This is a genomic window from Nostoc sp. DSM 114160, from assembly GCF_053470305.1.
The window spans coordinates 1,238,000-1,254,069 of the sequence record NZ_JBPFGO010000003.1 but is presented as its reverse complement, the minus strand read 5'-3'; the positions used below and the strand labels follow the sequence as shown (position 1 = coordinate 1,254,069).

Sequence of the window (16,070 nt, the reverse complement as noted above, 5' to 3'; positions counted from 1 at the left end):
GGAAATTTAGTCTGGTATTGGCAGCGTGAAGTAAAATTTGCTGCCCCTCCCTAATTCACTCTCTGCCCAGATGTGTCCGCCATGCCGTTGCACAATCAGACGACAGATTGACAGCCCTAATCCTGTCCCCCCCTTTTGGCGAGAATCAGACATATTAACCTGTTGAAACTGCCCAAAGATGGTTTCTAGCTTCTCACTTGGAATGCCCCGTCCCTGGTCGGTCACTCGAAATAAAACCTGCTGAGGTTGTGGTTCTACATTAACGGAGACGGTGGTTCCGGCAGGAGAAAATTTGACGGCATTGTTAATTAAATTCACTAGCACTTGCACTAGCCAATCCGGGTCTGCCCAAACCTGAATGTTTCCAGTGGACGATCGCAAATCAACCTGGTTCGCTTCTGCCAAGTTTTGCACGCTGGAGAATGCCTGTTGCACAAGCGTCGCCGCCTCACACCATTGCTTTTTCAGTTCCACCTGTCCTGACTCCAATCGGTTCAGTGCCAGAACATCATTAACCAGTCGCACCAATCGCTCGATGTTGTTGTTGGCAATGCCCAGCATCTCTTTCGCTGTTTCGGGATCGTCATCCAAAACTCCGGTTGCCACAAGTCCCAGCGCCCCCCGGATTGAGGAAAGCGGTGTGCGAATTTCGTGGCTGATGATGGAAATGAATTCACGCTTCATCCGTTCTAACTCACGCTGTTGAGTGACATCCCGCACCGTCAGTAGCCCGCCGTTATGCGTCTCACTGCCGCCGTTGAGCGGCGAATAGCGGGCTTCAATCCACTGGCGCTGTCTGGTTTTGGGGTGGGTAAAGTGAAAGTCGAAGGTCGTGACGGTTTTTTCTATGCCGGGATGAAAGCCTTGCAATGTTTTAGCGTCCAGGAAAACGGAAAACACGTCTACTCCACGTCTGCCCATGACATCTTCCTGCCGCAGTCCGGTCATCTGTTCCATTGCAGGGTTCCAGAAAGTGCAACAGCCATCAGCATCAAAGGCAACAATGCCGTCTACGCTGCTGGTGATTAGCAGGAGCGATCGCTCCTGTTCTTGGCGCAGGGCATTTTGCAAACGCACCTGGGCAGAAATGTCACGCCCCTCAACGATCGTCCAGAGGATTTGATGGGTCTCGATCGCATAGATGGGTTTTGCGGATACATCAAAGGTGTGGAGGTTGTTACTGGCATCGAAAAGGTTGACTTCTTGATGGAAAAGCTGTCCGGCGGCAGCCTGAGCAACTAACGTTTTGGCAATTTCCTGAAGTTCGGCGGTGGCATTCCAGGAAGGGAATTCCCAAAACGGTTTGCCAATGACAGCCTCACGCTCAACGTTCGCGAAGGTGAGTGGATTTTGATTGGTTTCCAGCAACATTCCATCGGGGGTGAGCAAGCCGAGAAACTGGTACATTTGGTCGAAAACAGCTCGGAATTTGGCTTCGCTTTCCTGGAGGGCAATTTCTGCTCGTTTGCGATCGCTGATATCCAGCACAATCGCAACTATGGATTGAATGTGTCCGAAGGCATCACGAACGGGTGACACACTGTTGTTGACCCAAACTTCAGAGCCATCACTGCGGATGTAACGCTTTTCGACAGCAAAGTCAGTTTTCTGGGTGACAAGACGCTGGTATAAATCAAGGTTGTGGGGTAAATCATCAGGGTGGGTAATATTCTGTATCCGCTTGTGTAATAGCTCTTCCCTGGAATATCCTGCGATCTCGCAATATTTCTGGTTGACCAGGATGAATTGACCTGACATATTGCATTGGGCAATGCCTGCGGTTGCCTGATTGACGATCGCCCGGAACCGCTCTTCGCTCTCGTGCAGTGTCTCCTCTGCTTGTTTGCGTTCGGTGACATCTAAGGCAAGTGACAGGATAGATATCAACTCACCTGCCTCATTCCTCAAGACAGAGTTATACCACTCGCAGTAAACGATTGAGCCATCTTTGGTATAGTTGCGGTTATACATCGTTTTGGATTGTGTATCCCCATTCACCAGGGGTGCAATGACCTCTCGGCGAGCGGTTGCTTCATCTTCAGCATGGACAAATCCCATATCGATCAGGCGTTTGCCAAGCACCTCCTGGCTCTTCCACCCAAAAATGCTTTCCGCCTGCGGTGACCACTGCACTACACGCAATTCAGAATCAAACTCCATCACAGCGAGTGGAGAGTTCATGACGTGATACGTCAGGCGTTGGTGAGCGACACGCAGTGCCTCCTCAGACTGCTTGCGAACCGTGATATCTCGATAGAAAATGCCAAGCCCCTCCTCAGAAGGGTAGGCGTGAATCTCCAGCCAGACATCAAACCTGGGCAGCAAGTAGTAGTGATGCTCAAAGTGAACCGGAATCTGCTCCGCCATTGCCCGTCGGTACTGATGCTCTAGTTGGCTACCAACTGATGCGGGCCATTCCTCCCAATGTGTTTTTCCCAGCACTTCTGTAAGTGGTTTACCGTTGATTCGTTGCGCTGCCGCGTTTTGGTGGATAATCCGCCAGTCGCGATCGAGAGCAGTAAACGCATCCGTCATGCTTTCCAGCAACCGATTAATGCGGTCGTAGGCATCCTCAGCCTGCTGTTGAGCCGCCTCACTAATCAGCCGCAGTTCCCGCTCTTTCTGCGCCGCTTCTTGACGCATCCGAGCCATCTTGAGCGTTGCCTCAACTCGCGCCAACAGTTCCCGCGCCGAAAAGGGCTTGATCAGGTAATCATCCGCTCCGGCTGCCAGTCCTTCAATCCGCGCCTCTTCTCCAGCCCGGGCAGACAGCAGAATGATTGGAATCTGTTGAGTGTCTGGGTTCGCCCGGAGCGATTGTAACAATCCAAAGCCATCGAGGCGAGGCATCATCACATCGGTTAAAACCAAATCGGGCATCTGCTGCCGAATGGCGGCTAATGCGGTGACTCCATCTGACACGACTTCTACCTCATACTGTTGATTCAATAAACGCCTCACATAGTGGCGCATATCGGCATTATCGTCAGCGAGGAGGATGCGAGCAGGGAGGGCGGGTGAGTGGGTGGACGGGTAGATGGATGGACGGGTAGATGGGTGGTGTTCCGCTTCACTCATCCACTCATCGCCCCGTTCACTCCTTTCGTCTGGTAGCCAGCGCAACGCTTCCGCGATATAAGGGCTAGCTCTTGTCTCGATTGAGGGAAATGAACGCTCTGCATTAATGAGTTGGGCTTCGCCGTGTTGTAGTTGTAGACGATCGCCTGGCAAATGACTGTATCCACTCGGAATTGACACCGTGAAACAGGTTCCTTGACCCACCACGCTATTGACCCGAATGCTGCCACCATGCAGTTTCACCAACTCCTGCACTAAGGACAATCCAATTCCTGACCCTTCATAGCTCCGTCCTGCTGCCCCCTTTACCCGATGGAATCGCTGAAAGATATGAGGCAGTTCTTCGGCGGGAATGCCTGTACCCGTATCTCGCGCTTCTAGAACGACATGACTCGACTTTTGAAGCGTTTTCCTCTCTTCCCATCGTAGACTGACGACAATTTCACCCTCAAAGGTGAACTTGAAGGCGTTAGAAAGCAAGTTGAGGACAATCTTTTCCCACATTTCGCGATCGACATACACAAGCTGAGGCAGCGGGGGGCAGTCTACCCATAACCGTAAACCTGCACGCTCGATCGCAGAGCGGAATACCCCTGCCAAATCGGTTGTTAACATCGCCAGGTTTGTTGGCTCGTATGCTGCTTCAATCCGCCCTGCCTCAATCCGCGCGAAATCTAGCAGTGTATTGACCAGTTTCAGCAAGCGTTGGGCGTTACGATGGGCAACCTGGAGTTGGTGTTTTAGAGTCGGTGAGTCGGCGGGTAGGTAGGGCGATGGAGTCTCATCTATCCTCCCACTCCCCTGCTCCTCTAAACTCGCCAGTGCATCTTCCAAAGGACCGAGCATGAGTGTCAGGGGTGTGCGAAATTCATGACTGACATTACTGAAGAAAACGGTTTTAGCGCGGTCTAGCTCCGCCAATGCTTCTGCCCGTTTCCGTTCTGCTTCGTAAGCCTCCGCATTGGCAATACTGGCTGAGATTTGCCCTGCAACCAAATCGATGAATCCTCGATAGTTGCCGTCAAACAGCCTGAACGGATTTAAACCAACCACCAAAATGCCCGCTTTTCCGGTCTGACCTGATGCAGCAATGGGTATGGAAACTGCTTGATGCGGCATTTGCTGCCAGGCACCCGTGGGTAAGTTGTCAAAAGCAGCTTCCAAGTCCGTAATCAAGCAGGCTTTTTGGGTTCTGACAACGTCTGCAAGCTGCCAAATCGAATCATCGTCAAACGCAACGGCTTGAGGAACGGCAGGGTGGTCTCGATCGATACTAGATGTCCCTGCCAGAACAATCTGTTGTTGCTCCGGCTCGATGAGATAAATCATCGCAAAGGGAAGATCGTAAGGATCGGTTTCCAGGCAGCTTGCACTGAGAGTGCAGACTTCATCGAAAGTACGGGCATCTGCCGTTCTGGCTGCCAGTTCCCGCAACAGCGCTAACTGACGCTCACCGATAATGCGCTGGGTATCGTCCGTACAGGCGCAAAAAATACCGCCTGTGCCGCCATGATCATCGGGGATGGGGCTGTAGGAGAACGTCACATAGGTTTCCTCTAGATAGCCTTTCCGCAACATGATGAACAACGACGCTTCGTCAAACGTTCCCTCATTTTTGCGGATCGCCGATTCTATCCGAGGTTCAAGTTGATCCCAAAGCTCAGGCCAGACGCGGGAAGCGGGAAGCCCCAGGGCTGCCGGATGTTTGTTTTGGAGGAAAGAACTGTAGGCATCATTATAAAGATTAATCAAGTCTTCGCCCCACCAGATCAACATAGGTTGGCGCGATGTCAGCACAATGCGAAGAGCAGTCTTTAAGCTTTGTGACCAATGCTCAGGTAAACCTAACGAGGTTTGCGACCAGTCGGCGTTACCTTCGGTACACGCGAAGCGCGATCGCATCAGCGCACCCATTTCACCGCCGCCTGCAAACAGTTGGTCTAACACAGCCTGGTCATTAGTCATGGCATGGCTCCTCTTCTAAATACAGCCGTTCTCAGTTCACTTGTTTTCTCCTTAGGGTCTGCTCTTTACAACGGTGAATGAATCAGATAGTTGTCCCAGTCGTTTCAAAATTCTTTGAATCAAATCGGCTTCTACAATTGGCTTCAAGACATAATCATCTGCTCCTACGGCTAATGCCTGATGTAGGGTATTAGCATCGGAATGCGCGGAAAGGAACAACACAGGTAACTGGCTCCAGTGCGGATCGCTCTTGACCACCTGGCATAGTTCAATACCATTGAATCCTGGCATCGAGACATCCAGCAGCAGTAGATCCGGGCAGGTCAGTTCCAGGCATTGCCAGAACAGAGTTGGGGTCTGCTAAAGCCGTTACTTGAAACCCTCTCGGTTCCAGGTTGGCTTGCAGCCGTGTTAATAAGACTGAATCGTCATCCACAACCAGCAGTTTGGCAGCGATCGCCTCGATCGGGTTGAGAAGCTGAGTGACGACCTGGAACACTTCAGAGGGCATCACGGGTTTTTGCAAAAAGGCATTCGCTCCCAGACGAGCCACTTCCACGCGCTTGCTCAAATCACCCTGCCCGCTCAGCACCACTACCGGAATGGTCGGGAACTGACGCTTAAGCTGTGCCAGCAGGGTTAAACCGCTTTCGGTGGTGTTAGAAAAGGTAAGATCCAGCACGATCGCATTCGGCGTACAGGATTGCAGCCGCTCACGGGCACTGATCAGGTCGCTAGCAGTTTCCAGATAAACAGCCCAGTTAGGAGCCTCTGCCTGCATTAGCTCAAGCATGTTTGGGTCGTCGTCGATTATAAAGACTATAGAAGACGCGGAGAGGGAGGGAGAGATGGATAAATTCTTTTCTCCCATGTCTGCTAGTTCCGGTGTCCCTGCGTCTTCGCTACTTGGCACAGCAAACACAGGCGATCGCTGGGTAATGCACCGGAGTTGCTGAAGCAGCGTTTCGAGTTGAGCCGCTGACTCGGATTGCAACGCAGCTGTTGAGGAGTTTAAAACACGTTCGATCTGACGGGCAAGCTCTGCTGCGTGTGGAATGCCAAATGCTCCCAAAGAGCCGATGAGCCGATGAGCAATGGTTTGGGCGTGCTGCCGCTGGTTGGGGTCGAGAGAGTTTGTTGTGAGGTGGGCGATCGCCTGCTCCAGCATTGCGAGTTGTTCCTGCAATCGCTCCTGAAACTCTTGCCACATCTGCTGAATTGTTGCTATTGCTGCGGTATAGTCAGCATCCATACCGCTAGTACTATCACACTGGGAATGGTCAGACTGGGAATGAAGAGTGCCATTCCCTTTTTTTCTCATCTCTTCATCGTCCTGCCGCTCCTCAGGCAATGATCTCAATCGATATCCCAAACCATATAAGGTTTCGATCGGATTAGACGTTAGCCCTGCCATTTGGAGCTTTCGCCGCAATCCACGAATCTGGGTAGTGACTGCCTCTTCGCCCGGACATTCATCAAGCGACCAAATGCGATCGAGCAGCGTTTGTCGATCAAAAATTCGACGTGGGCGTCGTAAAAATAACTCCAACAGTTTGTATTCCTTAGGCGTGAGGTGTAGAGGTTTACGCTGGTAAGTTACCTGACAATGATTTGGGTCAAGCTGCAACTCGCCCCAGCAGAGTACCTCCGTTAACTCAGTGTCGCCTCGTCGTAACAACGCGCGAATTCGGGCAAGTAGTTCCGATCGCTCGTAGGGTTTGGTGACATAATCATCGGCTCCTGCCTCAAAGCCTGCCACACGGTCTGCCGGATCGTTCTTCGCGGTCAGTAGCAAAATGGGGACACGCTGATTCTGCGTTCTCAGTTGTCGACAGAGGCTAATGCCATCCAATCCTGGCAGCATTACATCCAGCACAATCAGGTCATACTGGCTCGTCTCAACTAATGCCACTGCTGATTTGGCATTATGAGCTGCATCGAGCGTAAACAGTTGGGCTGACAAAAAGTCGACTAGGGCGGCTACCGTATCTCGATCATCTTCAATAATCAGAAGTCTCATACATATAACCTTGCAGATTGTGTCTTGCAAATCCCTAATATGAAGGAATACGCCAGGTTAGAGATTTCAGAGGTAACTGAGTTATCTTTCGTTTTATCAGGTTGTTATCAATTCCTCATCCTTCTAAAGCATTAGAAATCGTATTCACGTGGTCCTTTGGTGTGACTTTAGCCGTAATTTGTCCGATTTTGACAACTTACGCCTTGTAATCAAGTCGGACAACTTATGGGTTCTTGTCAATGGCTCAGTTGGTAGGTTAAGTAATATTTCGTCAGTAGTATCAATTGATACTCACGCCCCAGCTATGAATAATTTCATTGACAAATGACTATGATTTCCTCAGAAAGCCCTTAGGTTCTCTTTCTAAGGTGTAGAAGTATCCATATTCAACAAGCAGTGTGGAATTGTTTCAGCAACTCATCCAGCTACTTGGTGGATGCTAAGTAACAAGATCCTTCTTTTTTAGATGTAACAAATAACTGTTGCATCTAACACATGAGGGATTAACGTACAAATAAAATTCCAGGTTAAAGGGAATAGATGGGTGAATGAACGATCGCAGCAAAACTAATTTCCAAACCTGTGTTTAACACCCTACAAAAACACATCAGCCCAAGATGGTTGATGGTTATGATATTTCCAATCCTCATTCTAAATGCTTGGCTAGCGATCAAAACGCTCCAGTACTTTCAACCTCTGGTGGCGATCGTGATTCTGGCAGCACTTCTAGCATTCATCCTGAACTATCCCGTTCAATTTCTTCAGCAGCATGGTAACAGACACAGTGTTGCAGTGGTTGTTGTCTTTCTCCTTACCTTATTGATCCTGATGGGGTTGGGGATTACATTAATACCTAGTTTGATTGAAGAACTCAGCCAGATCGTGGTAACAATTCCAGATTGGATTGAAGCCAGCAACCAACGGCTTGAGAATTTGCAAGTTTGGGCAGAACAGCGACATTTACCCGTGAGCTTGAGCCGGCTTGATACTCCAATTACAAAATTATCCTCGAATGGCTTACAATCTATCGCCAATCCCCTTTTATCCTTAACCATGAGTACGGTTGGGAGCGCCACCGATATTGTTTTCACGATCGTTCTAACCTTCTATTTTCTACTGGATGGGGAAAGCATTTGGAAGGGTATTTTTCAATGGATGCCTAACCACGTCACTACGTTGTGTGAACAATCCCTTGAGCAAAATTTTCAGAACTACATCATTGGACAAATCATGTTAGCTTCTCTGATGGGAAGTTCCATGATGGTGTTATTTCTGCTGTTGAAGATTCCATTTGCTTTCCTGTTTGGATTGGGTATTGGCGTTTTAACCTTGATTCCATTGGGCGATTTTTTGGGCATATGCTTAACAGGTCTGATTATTACTATCCAAGATCCTGTCCTGGGTTTGAAGACGTTTGCTTTGGCGCTTTTAATTGACCAAATCATTGATCAGGCGATCGCTCCCCGGCTACTTGGTCGCTTTACAGGACTAAGATCGGCTTGGATTTTAATTGCGCTATTCATGGGCACAAAACTATTTGGATGGTTAGGACTCATTGTTTCAGTTCCCTTGGCTGGTTTTGTGAAAGACACCCTGCACGAACTTCGGAACGCTTCTGTGGATACCGTTATTGGCTTAGAAGCACCTGCAACATCAGATCATTCACTTCTGGAGAAACAACAAGTGCAGCAACTTTAAAGGAAAAACAAGTTTGATGAGTCATGCTTCAAATACCTAAAACTGCTCGAAAGAAGAAAATCATAGCGAACTTGATGAGTCGCAACCGTCAAAAGATTTGTACGCAAGAGCGCATCAAACAATTAGACCAGCTGCTCGACTGGTATGATGACCTAACTCCTGCGGACACAAAAACTGCACAAACTATCCGTAAAGCCTTTTTGCTGACACTGGAATACGCACCAGAAATCATTCGGGAAGAGCGGTTTTCCCAATTTTTGGCCGATCGCATTGAATCAGAAGATTTTGCGGAGTTAGAGTGGGAAACGCCGGAAGCAGTGATCAATTATTGTGAATTGCTTTACAGCGTTCGCTTTCACAGCGATTCAATGGCAGAGCATGTCCATTGTCTAGAACAAATCCTGTTGCGTTACGCATTGCAGCAGTATGAGCGGCGAGGGGCACACGAGAAGATGTTTCGGCTGTTAAAGTTAGCACCCACGTCGCCATCGATGACCGATGCAGAACTCTGTCGGCTTAAAAACCGCACTTACCTTTATGAAATGCGACGAGTCAATCAAAATCGCCGCTGTCTCTACATTTATCTCGTCTTCCAAATTGTACTGATTGGGGTTGTCTTTCCCCTTCTATTTATTCACGCTGAAAATGAAGCACTTCAACAACACATTGGGCGATCGGCTCAGTCTATATTTCAGAGCCAGCCACAACAATTCCTCTCGTATTTTGATGGGTTGTATTGGGCGATCGTTACAGCCGTGGCAATCGGGTATGGTGACATCGCACCTGTAACCGGGCTAGGAAAGCTTCTTGCAGGAATACTGGGTGTTTTAGGTGTACTCACCACCGGCGTTATTGCAGGACTGATTCTAAATTGGTTATCTGAACGCAGCCTCGATTGAGGCGGTTGCTAACTCATCTATAAGTCAGTAATTGTTGTTTATTTGGTCAAAACACTGTAGTAAGGGACTTGCGAAAAAATAAAGTCCCAGTTTTTGGAGAACATCAAACCATGCGCGTTAATTCTTTAACTAAACCAATGTTTCATAAAGGTCAAACAATTCGTTTTGTGGGTGGAACTGGCATCATTCGTGACTATCAATTTCAGTCAGGAACCTGGAATTATTTAGTAGAGATGGAGATGGAGCCAGAGCTAGAAGTGGGTAGGATAGGATATGAAACCACGATCTGGCTTTCCGAAGTAGATATTGCCTCACTAAATCAATCATGAGATTTCTAAATGATTTTCGTTTTTCATTAGTGATCATAGGATGTGTGAGCGTAGCGTAACGCATCGCCCATTGTCGTTTTGGTGCGTTACTGCTCACTTGGTGCGCGATAACAATACAGAACCTGTGCAAGCAAATGAGCGAACCGACCCCACAGCATCTCATTCAGGTAGCGATCAACCTATTGAAAGCGACGGGGGTGGACTGGCAGCAAGTTCGCAATGTGCAAGACCTCAAAACACTTCTAAACCTATTAGATGATTAGAGCTTAGACCGGAGGCATACTGAGCCTCGATCGCTGTCCGCCAACGATTAATTTTGAAGCACCGATCCTTCCGACCGCGACAAGTTAAGTCGTCTCAAACCCTGAATCCTCTCTTCCGTAGGGAATTCAGGGTAAATGGCTCGTTTTTACACGAGCCGTTGCCATATCCCTTTAAGTCTTGTGACAGGAGCGGTAGCACATTGTTTTGCCTGTAGAGGAAAAGCCTGTGAGTCGGTAGCTATCATTGGTTAACAAGCGGGCTTTGGAGAAACAGGGTGTCGTGCTGCTAGGTGAAAAAGTTGAAATCCTCAAACCTTTGATCTACTGCGGTCAGCGAGGACGGCTGCTTCAGCGAGAAGAGGTGTGTCATGGTGGTTTTTCGGACCGCTGGCTGGTCTTGATCGACACGGAGCAGGAAAGTTTGATCTTGTCTTTAGCCGCTATATAGTTTCGTGTGTGCCGAGAGACCTAAGCTTCTGGTGGCGTTTCCCCAATGCCAAGTGTTTTTTTGCTTGACTCCAGTTGTTTCCACAGGGCTTTGATTTGCTCATAAGCGGCACCAGGGGGAAGTTTGCCGTTGGTTTCGAGCGCACAAATATAGCTTACTTTCTGAGCGAACTCCTGGAGATTGGCGTTAAATGCAAGGTGCTGCGGGCTAAAGTTGCCGTGGTAGCGGCTACGCGGGTAGAGAAAGTCGTCTTTGCTATTGGTCATCGGTCGGTGTCTCCACTAAGCTAGCGTAAGGTAGAGCAGGGTAACCAACATAAGAGTGAATAACATCAAACTTGTGCGCCTGTTCGTACACTCGCATGAGGGTTATGTCGCAAAAACTGTTCAAGGACAAACGATCGGTAGAATTTGCATTCTCTTAAGCAGTAATTTCAAACAGTGCTTCAATAAACTTGGCTTGAGAGACACTATGCCCTTGTTTGACTCCTTTTACCTGTCCTTTCCTGATCATATTCATCGCTTCGATTCCACTCAATGTTCTTTTTTCGCTGTTGAACAACTCGAATCCCATCATCGGTTTCATCGTGCGCTGGAGGATAATTTGGGGCAAAAAGTGCCGCCACTTGTAGCTTGCTTCCTGCAGGGTACAGAGAAGCAGTAAGCATCGGAGGAAGAAAAGGCAAGGCTAGTCCTATTTACCTTACTACCCACCAGTTTTTGCGACACAACCGTAGTGACTGTGTTGCAGTGGAACAGGACAGAGTCATAAGATATGGCTCTATCCTAAAAAGCGAGGTAGATTGAGTTAAATAGCTTTCTGCAATCTTTACACAGATATAGAACGCTGCCTTCTCAACCCTTCCAATCAGTTTGAAAGCTCGTCCCCAGCAAATGCTGCTAGCTGTTGGAGAAGTTGATCGAGATTTTCTGTAGCCTCAAAATCACCATGAGAGCGGCTCAGATCTCTCGCTTGCTGGATATGACCAATTCCCTCCGTCTCTCTGTTTAGCTGAAGCAATACAATGCCTAAGTTAAAATGTGCTTCAGCAGCCTCCGGAACAATCTGAATAACTTCGGTAAAAGCCTTCTCAGCACCAGCAAAGTCACCTTGGCTACTCAGTATGACCCCTTGATCAAAGGCATTTTGAGCTGTTTCAAGGTTGGTTGTTCCAATGTCGCTAGTTAATCTTGGAGCCGTATTTTGGGCTAAATTCTGAATTGAATCTGCAACCGATGTGACCGACGACTGCACATCTCCAGACATCTGCTTTACCGCCTCGGTCATTTCAGGTTGAGCATCTTGAACTGCTCCCTTGACCGACTGAGACACTCCTTGCACTGAATCTGCAATGCTTGAAGCAGACGACTGAACGCTTTCAGACATTCTTTGCACCGCTTCGTTAACGGCAGGTCGTGAATCTTCAACCGTTGTCTTCACCGCATTTACGGTTTGAACGATGGAAGGACGAGTTTGATCAACTGTTTCTGTAACTGAATGAATTGCTTCTGACACTGCCGGACGAGCTTTATCAATCGGTTTTGTAACTGAATGAATTGCTTCTGACACTGCCGGACGAACCTCATCAATTGTCCCTCGAACTGAATCAACTGCCTCTGATATCAAAGGCTGAGCCGATTCAACATTTTGTTTAACGGCATTCACTGTGTCAATGGCAGGCTGCTTGATCTCATCAACCGTTTGCTGAATGTTTCGCTTAACGGTATCAACCACACCTCCTATGTTCTGATCCACCCCTTCAGCCACCTCACGCCCAGCATTCGCACCCGCTACACCACCAGCAACAGCCCCAAATGCGGCTCCTAATCGCCCACCGACTAACCGACCAATAATAGCTCCTGCTAAACCCCCGCTGACAACACCAAATCCTGTTGCTACGGTCTGAACCGGATCTCGTACTTGATTCGGATCGGTTGATGCTTGCTGCTGATTCGGTTGGCAAAAATCCATCGTGTTATCCGACATGTTGTTTTACTCCTTTGAACTTATTTTGGAACTCTTCTCATGTGTACTAAGTAGCTAGGTGAAAATAAATCCTGCAGTCGTAACATCCACTTCAGCCAAATCTTCTGCTGAAGCTGTGTCGTTGCTTTCATTCAGAACCCCAAAACATATCAAACATATCTGAGTAATCTGGATCACAAAAAACACCAGTTTTATTTCCTCGATCGCTGTAAACGAAGAAATTTGATAGATAGTCGATTGGTGGTACTCGATGAACGAAGTAGTAATAAGTGATTGGATAATCTCTCCTCATTACATCTTCATCCTCTGGAAATTCGATACGTCCACTGGATAGTTCATAGCTCTGTTGCCTCCATTCTTCCCAAGTTATGCAATCCATGGTTGTTGAGCCTAAACGGGTTAATGAATTTGCTCTAACTTAGCGAGCAATCCTAAGCAAAGTCTGATGGAATATTGAGGTTTTTAAGTTCGTTCCCTAACCTTCAAGCATCGGTTCTTCTGCAAGCAATCACAATTTCCTCGAAAAACCCTTAGATTTCTTCTCTATTGTTTCGACAAGATGTAGCACTCAAGTACTGAGACTATGTCGCAGGGGAATTCTGTTGGTGAGTAAATCCCAAAACAGACCTGTTAAGTAATTGAACAAGGAGATCAGAAAGATGGCAAATCAAGACCTTAGCACACTAAAAGTCGCAATTCTGGTAACAGATGGTTTTGAGCAAGTAGAAATGACGCAACCCCAGCAAGCTCTAAAGCAGGCAGGTGCTGAAACTCATATCGTTTCCCCTAAGTCCGATCGCGTTCAGGGTTGGAATCATTTTGATAAAGGCGATTTTTTCCCTGTAGATGTCTCCCTAGAGCAAGCTAATCCGTCTGACTATGATGCCCTGCTGCTTCCAGGTGGTGTGGCTAATCCCGATCAACTGCGAGTGAACGATCGGGCGATCGCCTTCGTCAAGTCTTTCGTTGAAGCTGGCAAACCCATAGCCGTAATCTGCCACGGACCCTGGACACTGATTGAGGCAGATGGCGTGCGCGGGCGACGGCTTGCATCGTGGCCCTCCCTCAAAACCGATCTACAGAATGCCGGAGCAGAGTGGGTAAATCAGGAGGTTGTGGTGGATAGCAACCTCGTGTCAAGCCGCAAGCCCGACGATATCCCGGCGTTTAATCGGGAAACGATCAAATTGTTCAGTCAGGCAGGAAAAGTGCGGCAGATGGCGTAACGATCATAATTTCCTCAGAAAACCCTTAGATTTCTGCTCTATTATCTCGGCAAGATTCAGCGCTCAAATGCTGCGATTGGCAATCTGTAGATGTGTTAGCTGTCGTTAATACACTAAGACCGCAGGTAATGCGTCACGCTAGCGCAACGCATCCCAAGGCGTGCTTTAAAGACCTGGGATAGATTGCTCTAACCTTGAAGATCCCCCTAAGTCCCCCTTGAAAAGGGGGACTTTGAGCGGTCCGGTTCCCTCCTTTTTAAGGAGGGTTAGGGAGGATCAAATGGTTTTTAAACACATCCTACAAAAGATGCACCCACTGCATCTGAATCGTTTATTAACCCCCATCAAAAAGCAGAAAACTAGCAGTAGATCAGTGTTACCAAAAAGAGGTAATTGCAATGAACAAACCTATAAAAGTTGAAAAGACAGTCACGATCGATAAACCGGCAGAAGAACTCTACCGCTTTTGGCATAACTTTGAGAACCTACCGCGTTTTACAAGACACCTTAAAAACGTGAAAGTTTACGACGATCGCCGATCGCATTGGATTGTCAGTGCCCCATTAGATAGCAGTGTTGAGTGGGATGCAGAAATTGTTGACGATCGCCCAAATGAATTGATTGCCTGGAAATCGGTTGCAGGAGCAGACATTGATAATGCTGGCTCTGTGCAATTTAAACCTGCTCCTGGCGATCGTGGAACCGAGGTCAGAGTGGTCACGGCATACAATCCACCTGCTGGAGCCATTGGAGATGCGATCGCTACACTCTTTGGCGAAAACCCAAAACAGCAAATTGGAGACGATCTTGCCCGCTTCAAGATGCTAATGGAAGCAGGCGAAATTGCCACAAACGATGGTCAGCCATCGGGACGCCGTAACTCAAAGGACTAATCACAATGAAAGCAGTGTGTTGGTATGGTACGGAAGATGTGCGGGTAGAGACTGTGCCCGATCCCACAATCCTCAACCCGCGTGATGCCATTCTCAAAGTAACCGCCACAACCATTTGCGGTTCTGATTTGCACATTTACGATGGCTACATCCCAACGATGGAACCCGGCGACATTCTCGGTCACGAGTTTATGGGAGAAATCGTTGAAGTTGGCAGCGAAGTCAAGAAGCTGAAGAAAGGCGATCGCACGGTTGTGTCTTCAGCGATCGGCTGTGGTCATTGTTGGTACTGCAATCAGCAGCAGTGGTCGCTGTGCGATAACTCCAATCCGAATGGCTGGCTCCAGGAGAAAGTATACGGACATGGCACAGGGGCAATCTTCGGCTACTCTCATGCCTTTGGCGGCTATGCAGGATCTTTTGCTGACTATATCCGCATTCCCTTTGCAGATTTCACAGCGATTCCGATTCCCAAAGATATTCCGGATGAAAAATTCCTGCCTGTTTCGGATGCGTTTCCCACAGGGTATATGGGAGCAGATTTGTGCAACATTCGCCCAGGAGATGTGGTTGCGGTTTGGGGCTGTGGTCCAGTCGGACAATTTGCAATGAAGAGTGCCTACTTACTGGGCGCAGAGCGCGTCATTGGCATCGATCGCTTCCCGGAACGCCTGCAACTGGCAAGGGACTTCGCCAAAGCCGAGATCGTTAACTACGAAGAAGTGGATGTCCTCGAAGCACTCAAGGAAATGACGGGAGGAATAGGCCCGGATGCCTGTATTGATGCAGTCGGCATGGAAGCCCACGGCAAAGGGCCAGAGGGGCTGTATGACAAAGCCAAACAAGCCGTCCGCCTGGAAACCGATCGCCCGCATGTGCTAAGGCAAATGATGATGGCGTGTCGCAAAGGTGGCACCTTAGCCATCATGGGAGTGTATGGCGGCTTTGTGGATAAATTGCCAATGGGCGCAGCCATGAACAAAGCTTTGACCTTCAGGATGGGTCAGATGTTTGGTCCAAAGTATATTCCCAAGTTAGTGGAGCATGTTTTGAACGGCGATGTTGACCCCTCGGCTGTGCTGACGCATCGCTTGCCTCTAGCTGAAGTAAAGCAGGGCTTTGAGATGTTCAAGCACAAGAAAGACCAATGCATCAAAGTGATGTTGCAGCCGGAATAGGCTCATCTCACTTAAGAATACGTGAATTCCATAAAGGGGTGCCGCGCGCCGCACAGCGTCCCTAATAGCCCAGTTTTCCCTGTCCTT

General features: G+C 48.5%; 15 protein-coding genes. 8 read left to right on the top strand and 7 right to left on the bottom strand.

Annotation, left to right across the window (positions count from 1 at the left end; all coding sequences use genetic code 11):
• Positions 1-6 precede the first annotated feature (6 nt).
• From NSTCB13_RS30815 to NSTCB13_RS30805, 3 genes are read right to left on the bottom strand one after another with little or no spacing between them, the layout of a single operon-like run.
• Complete coding sequence (locus tag NSTCB13_RS30815) at positions 7-5,043, bottom strand: PAS domain S-box protein (protein ID WP_448274834.1); 5,037 nt, start codon at positions 5,041-5,043, stop codon at positions 7-9.
• A 51-nt stretch (positions 5,044-5,094) separates the two neighbouring features.
• Complete coding sequence (locus NSTCB13_RS30810; protein ID WP_448274833.1) at positions 5,095-5,334, bottom strand: response regulator; 240 nt, start codon at positions 5,332-5,334, stop codon at positions 5,095-5,097.
• Positions 5,312-7,063: a response regulator gene (locus NSTCB13_RS30805; RefSeq protein WP_448274832.1), complete on the bottom strand. Its 1,752-nt coding sequence runs from the start codon at positions 7,061-7,063 to the stop codon at positions 5,312-5,314. Before NSTCB13_RS30805 ends, NSTCB13_RS30810 begins: the two co-directional genes overlap by 23 nt.
• A gap of 630 nt (positions 7,064-7,693) precedes the next feature.
• Between NSTCB13_RS30805 and NSTCB13_RS30800 the strand changes: the two genes are divergently transcribed.
• The 5 genes from NSTCB13_RS30800 to NSTCB13_RS30780 all read left to right on the top strand — a co-directional run bounded on the left by NSTCB13_RS30800 (position 7,694) and on the right by NSTCB13_RS30780 (position 10,700).
• Positions 7,694-8,761: an AI-2E family transporter gene (locus tag NSTCB13_RS30800; RefSeq protein WP_448274831.1), complete on the top strand. Its 1,068-nt coding sequence runs from the start codon at positions 7,694-7,696 to the stop codon at positions 8,759-8,761.
• A gap of 23 nt (positions 8,762-8,784) precedes the next feature.
• On the top strand, positions 8,785-9,660 hold the full coding sequence (locus tag NSTCB13_RS30795) for a potassium channel family protein (protein WP_448265644.1): 876 nt from the start codon (positions 8,785-8,787) through the stop codon (positions 9,658-9,660).
• Positions 9,661-9,728: 68 nt separating this feature from the next.
• Positions 9,729-9,989 (top strand): hypothetical protein, encoded by a 261-nt coding sequence (locus NSTCB13_RS30790; RefSeq protein WP_448274830.1) that lies wholly within the window; start codon positions 9,729-9,731, stop codon positions 9,987-9,989.
• Between the two features lie 134 nt (positions 9,990-10,123).
• Positions 10,124-10,252, top strand: a complete 129-nt coding sequence (locus tag NSTCB13_RS30785) for a hypothetical protein (RefSeq protein ID WP_448274829.1) — start codon at positions 10,124-10,126, stop codon at positions 10,250-10,252.
• Between the two features lie 244 nt (positions 10,253-10,496).
• Positions 10,497-10,700, top strand: coding sequence for a hypothetical protein (locus NSTCB13_RS30780; protein ID WP_448274828.1), 204 nt, complete (start codon positions 10,497-10,499; stop codon positions 10,698-10,700).
• Positions 10,701-10,720: 20 nt separating this feature from the next.
• Here NSTCB13_RS30780 and NSTCB13_RS30775 read toward each other — a convergent pair whose 3' ends face one another.
• The 4 genes from NSTCB13_RS30775 to NSTCB13_RS30760 all read right to left on the bottom strand — a co-directional run bounded on the left by NSTCB13_RS30775 (position 10,721) and on the right by NSTCB13_RS30760 (position 13,065).
• Positions 10,721-10,966 (bottom strand): DUF7219 family protein, encoded by a 246-nt coding sequence (locus tag NSTCB13_RS30775; RefSeq protein WP_448265647.1) that lies wholly within the window; start codon positions 10,964-10,966, stop codon positions 10,721-10,723.
• Between the two features lie 154 nt (positions 10,967-11,120).
• Positions 11,121-11,312: a hypothetical protein gene (locus tag NSTCB13_RS30770; RefSeq protein ID WP_448265648.1), complete on the bottom strand. Its 192-nt coding sequence runs from the start codon at positions 11,310-11,312 to the stop codon at positions 11,121-11,123.
• A 255-nt stretch (positions 11,313-11,567) separates the two neighbouring features.
• On the bottom strand, positions 11,568-12,686 hold the full coding sequence (locus NSTCB13_RS30765; protein ID WP_448274827.1) for a tetratricopeptide repeat protein: 1,119 nt from the start codon (positions 12,684-12,686) through the stop codon (positions 11,568-11,570).
• A gap of 127 nt (positions 12,687-12,813) precedes the next feature.
• Positions 12,814-13,065, bottom strand: coding sequence for a hypothetical protein (locus tag NSTCB13_RS30760; RefSeq protein ID WP_448265650.1), 252 nt, complete (start codon positions 13,063-13,065; stop codon positions 12,814-12,816).
• Positions 13,066-13,345: 280 nt separating this feature from the next.
• Here NSTCB13_RS30760 and NSTCB13_RS30755 point away from each other — a divergent pair, with 280 nt between their 5' ends.
• From NSTCB13_RS30755 to NSTCB13_RS30745, 3 genes are all read left to right on the top strand, one after another.
• Complete coding sequence (locus tag NSTCB13_RS30755; protein WP_448274826.1) at positions 13,346-13,912, top strand: type 1 glutamine amidotransferase domain-containing protein; 567 nt, start codon at positions 13,346-13,348, stop codon at positions 13,910-13,912.
• 398 nt (positions 13,913-14,310) lie between these two features.
• Positions 14,311-14,805, top strand: a complete 495-nt coding sequence (locus NSTCB13_RS30750; protein WP_448265652.1) for an SRPBCC family protein — start codon at positions 14,311-14,313, stop codon at positions 14,803-14,805.
• Positions 14,806-14,810: 5 nt separating this feature from the next.
• Positions 14,811-15,983: a zinc-dependent alcohol dehydrogenase gene (locus tag NSTCB13_RS30745; RefSeq protein WP_448274825.1), complete on the top strand. Its 1,173-nt coding sequence runs from the start codon at positions 14,811-14,813 to the stop codon at positions 15,981-15,983.
• Positions 15,984-16,070 lie beyond the last annotated feature (87 nt).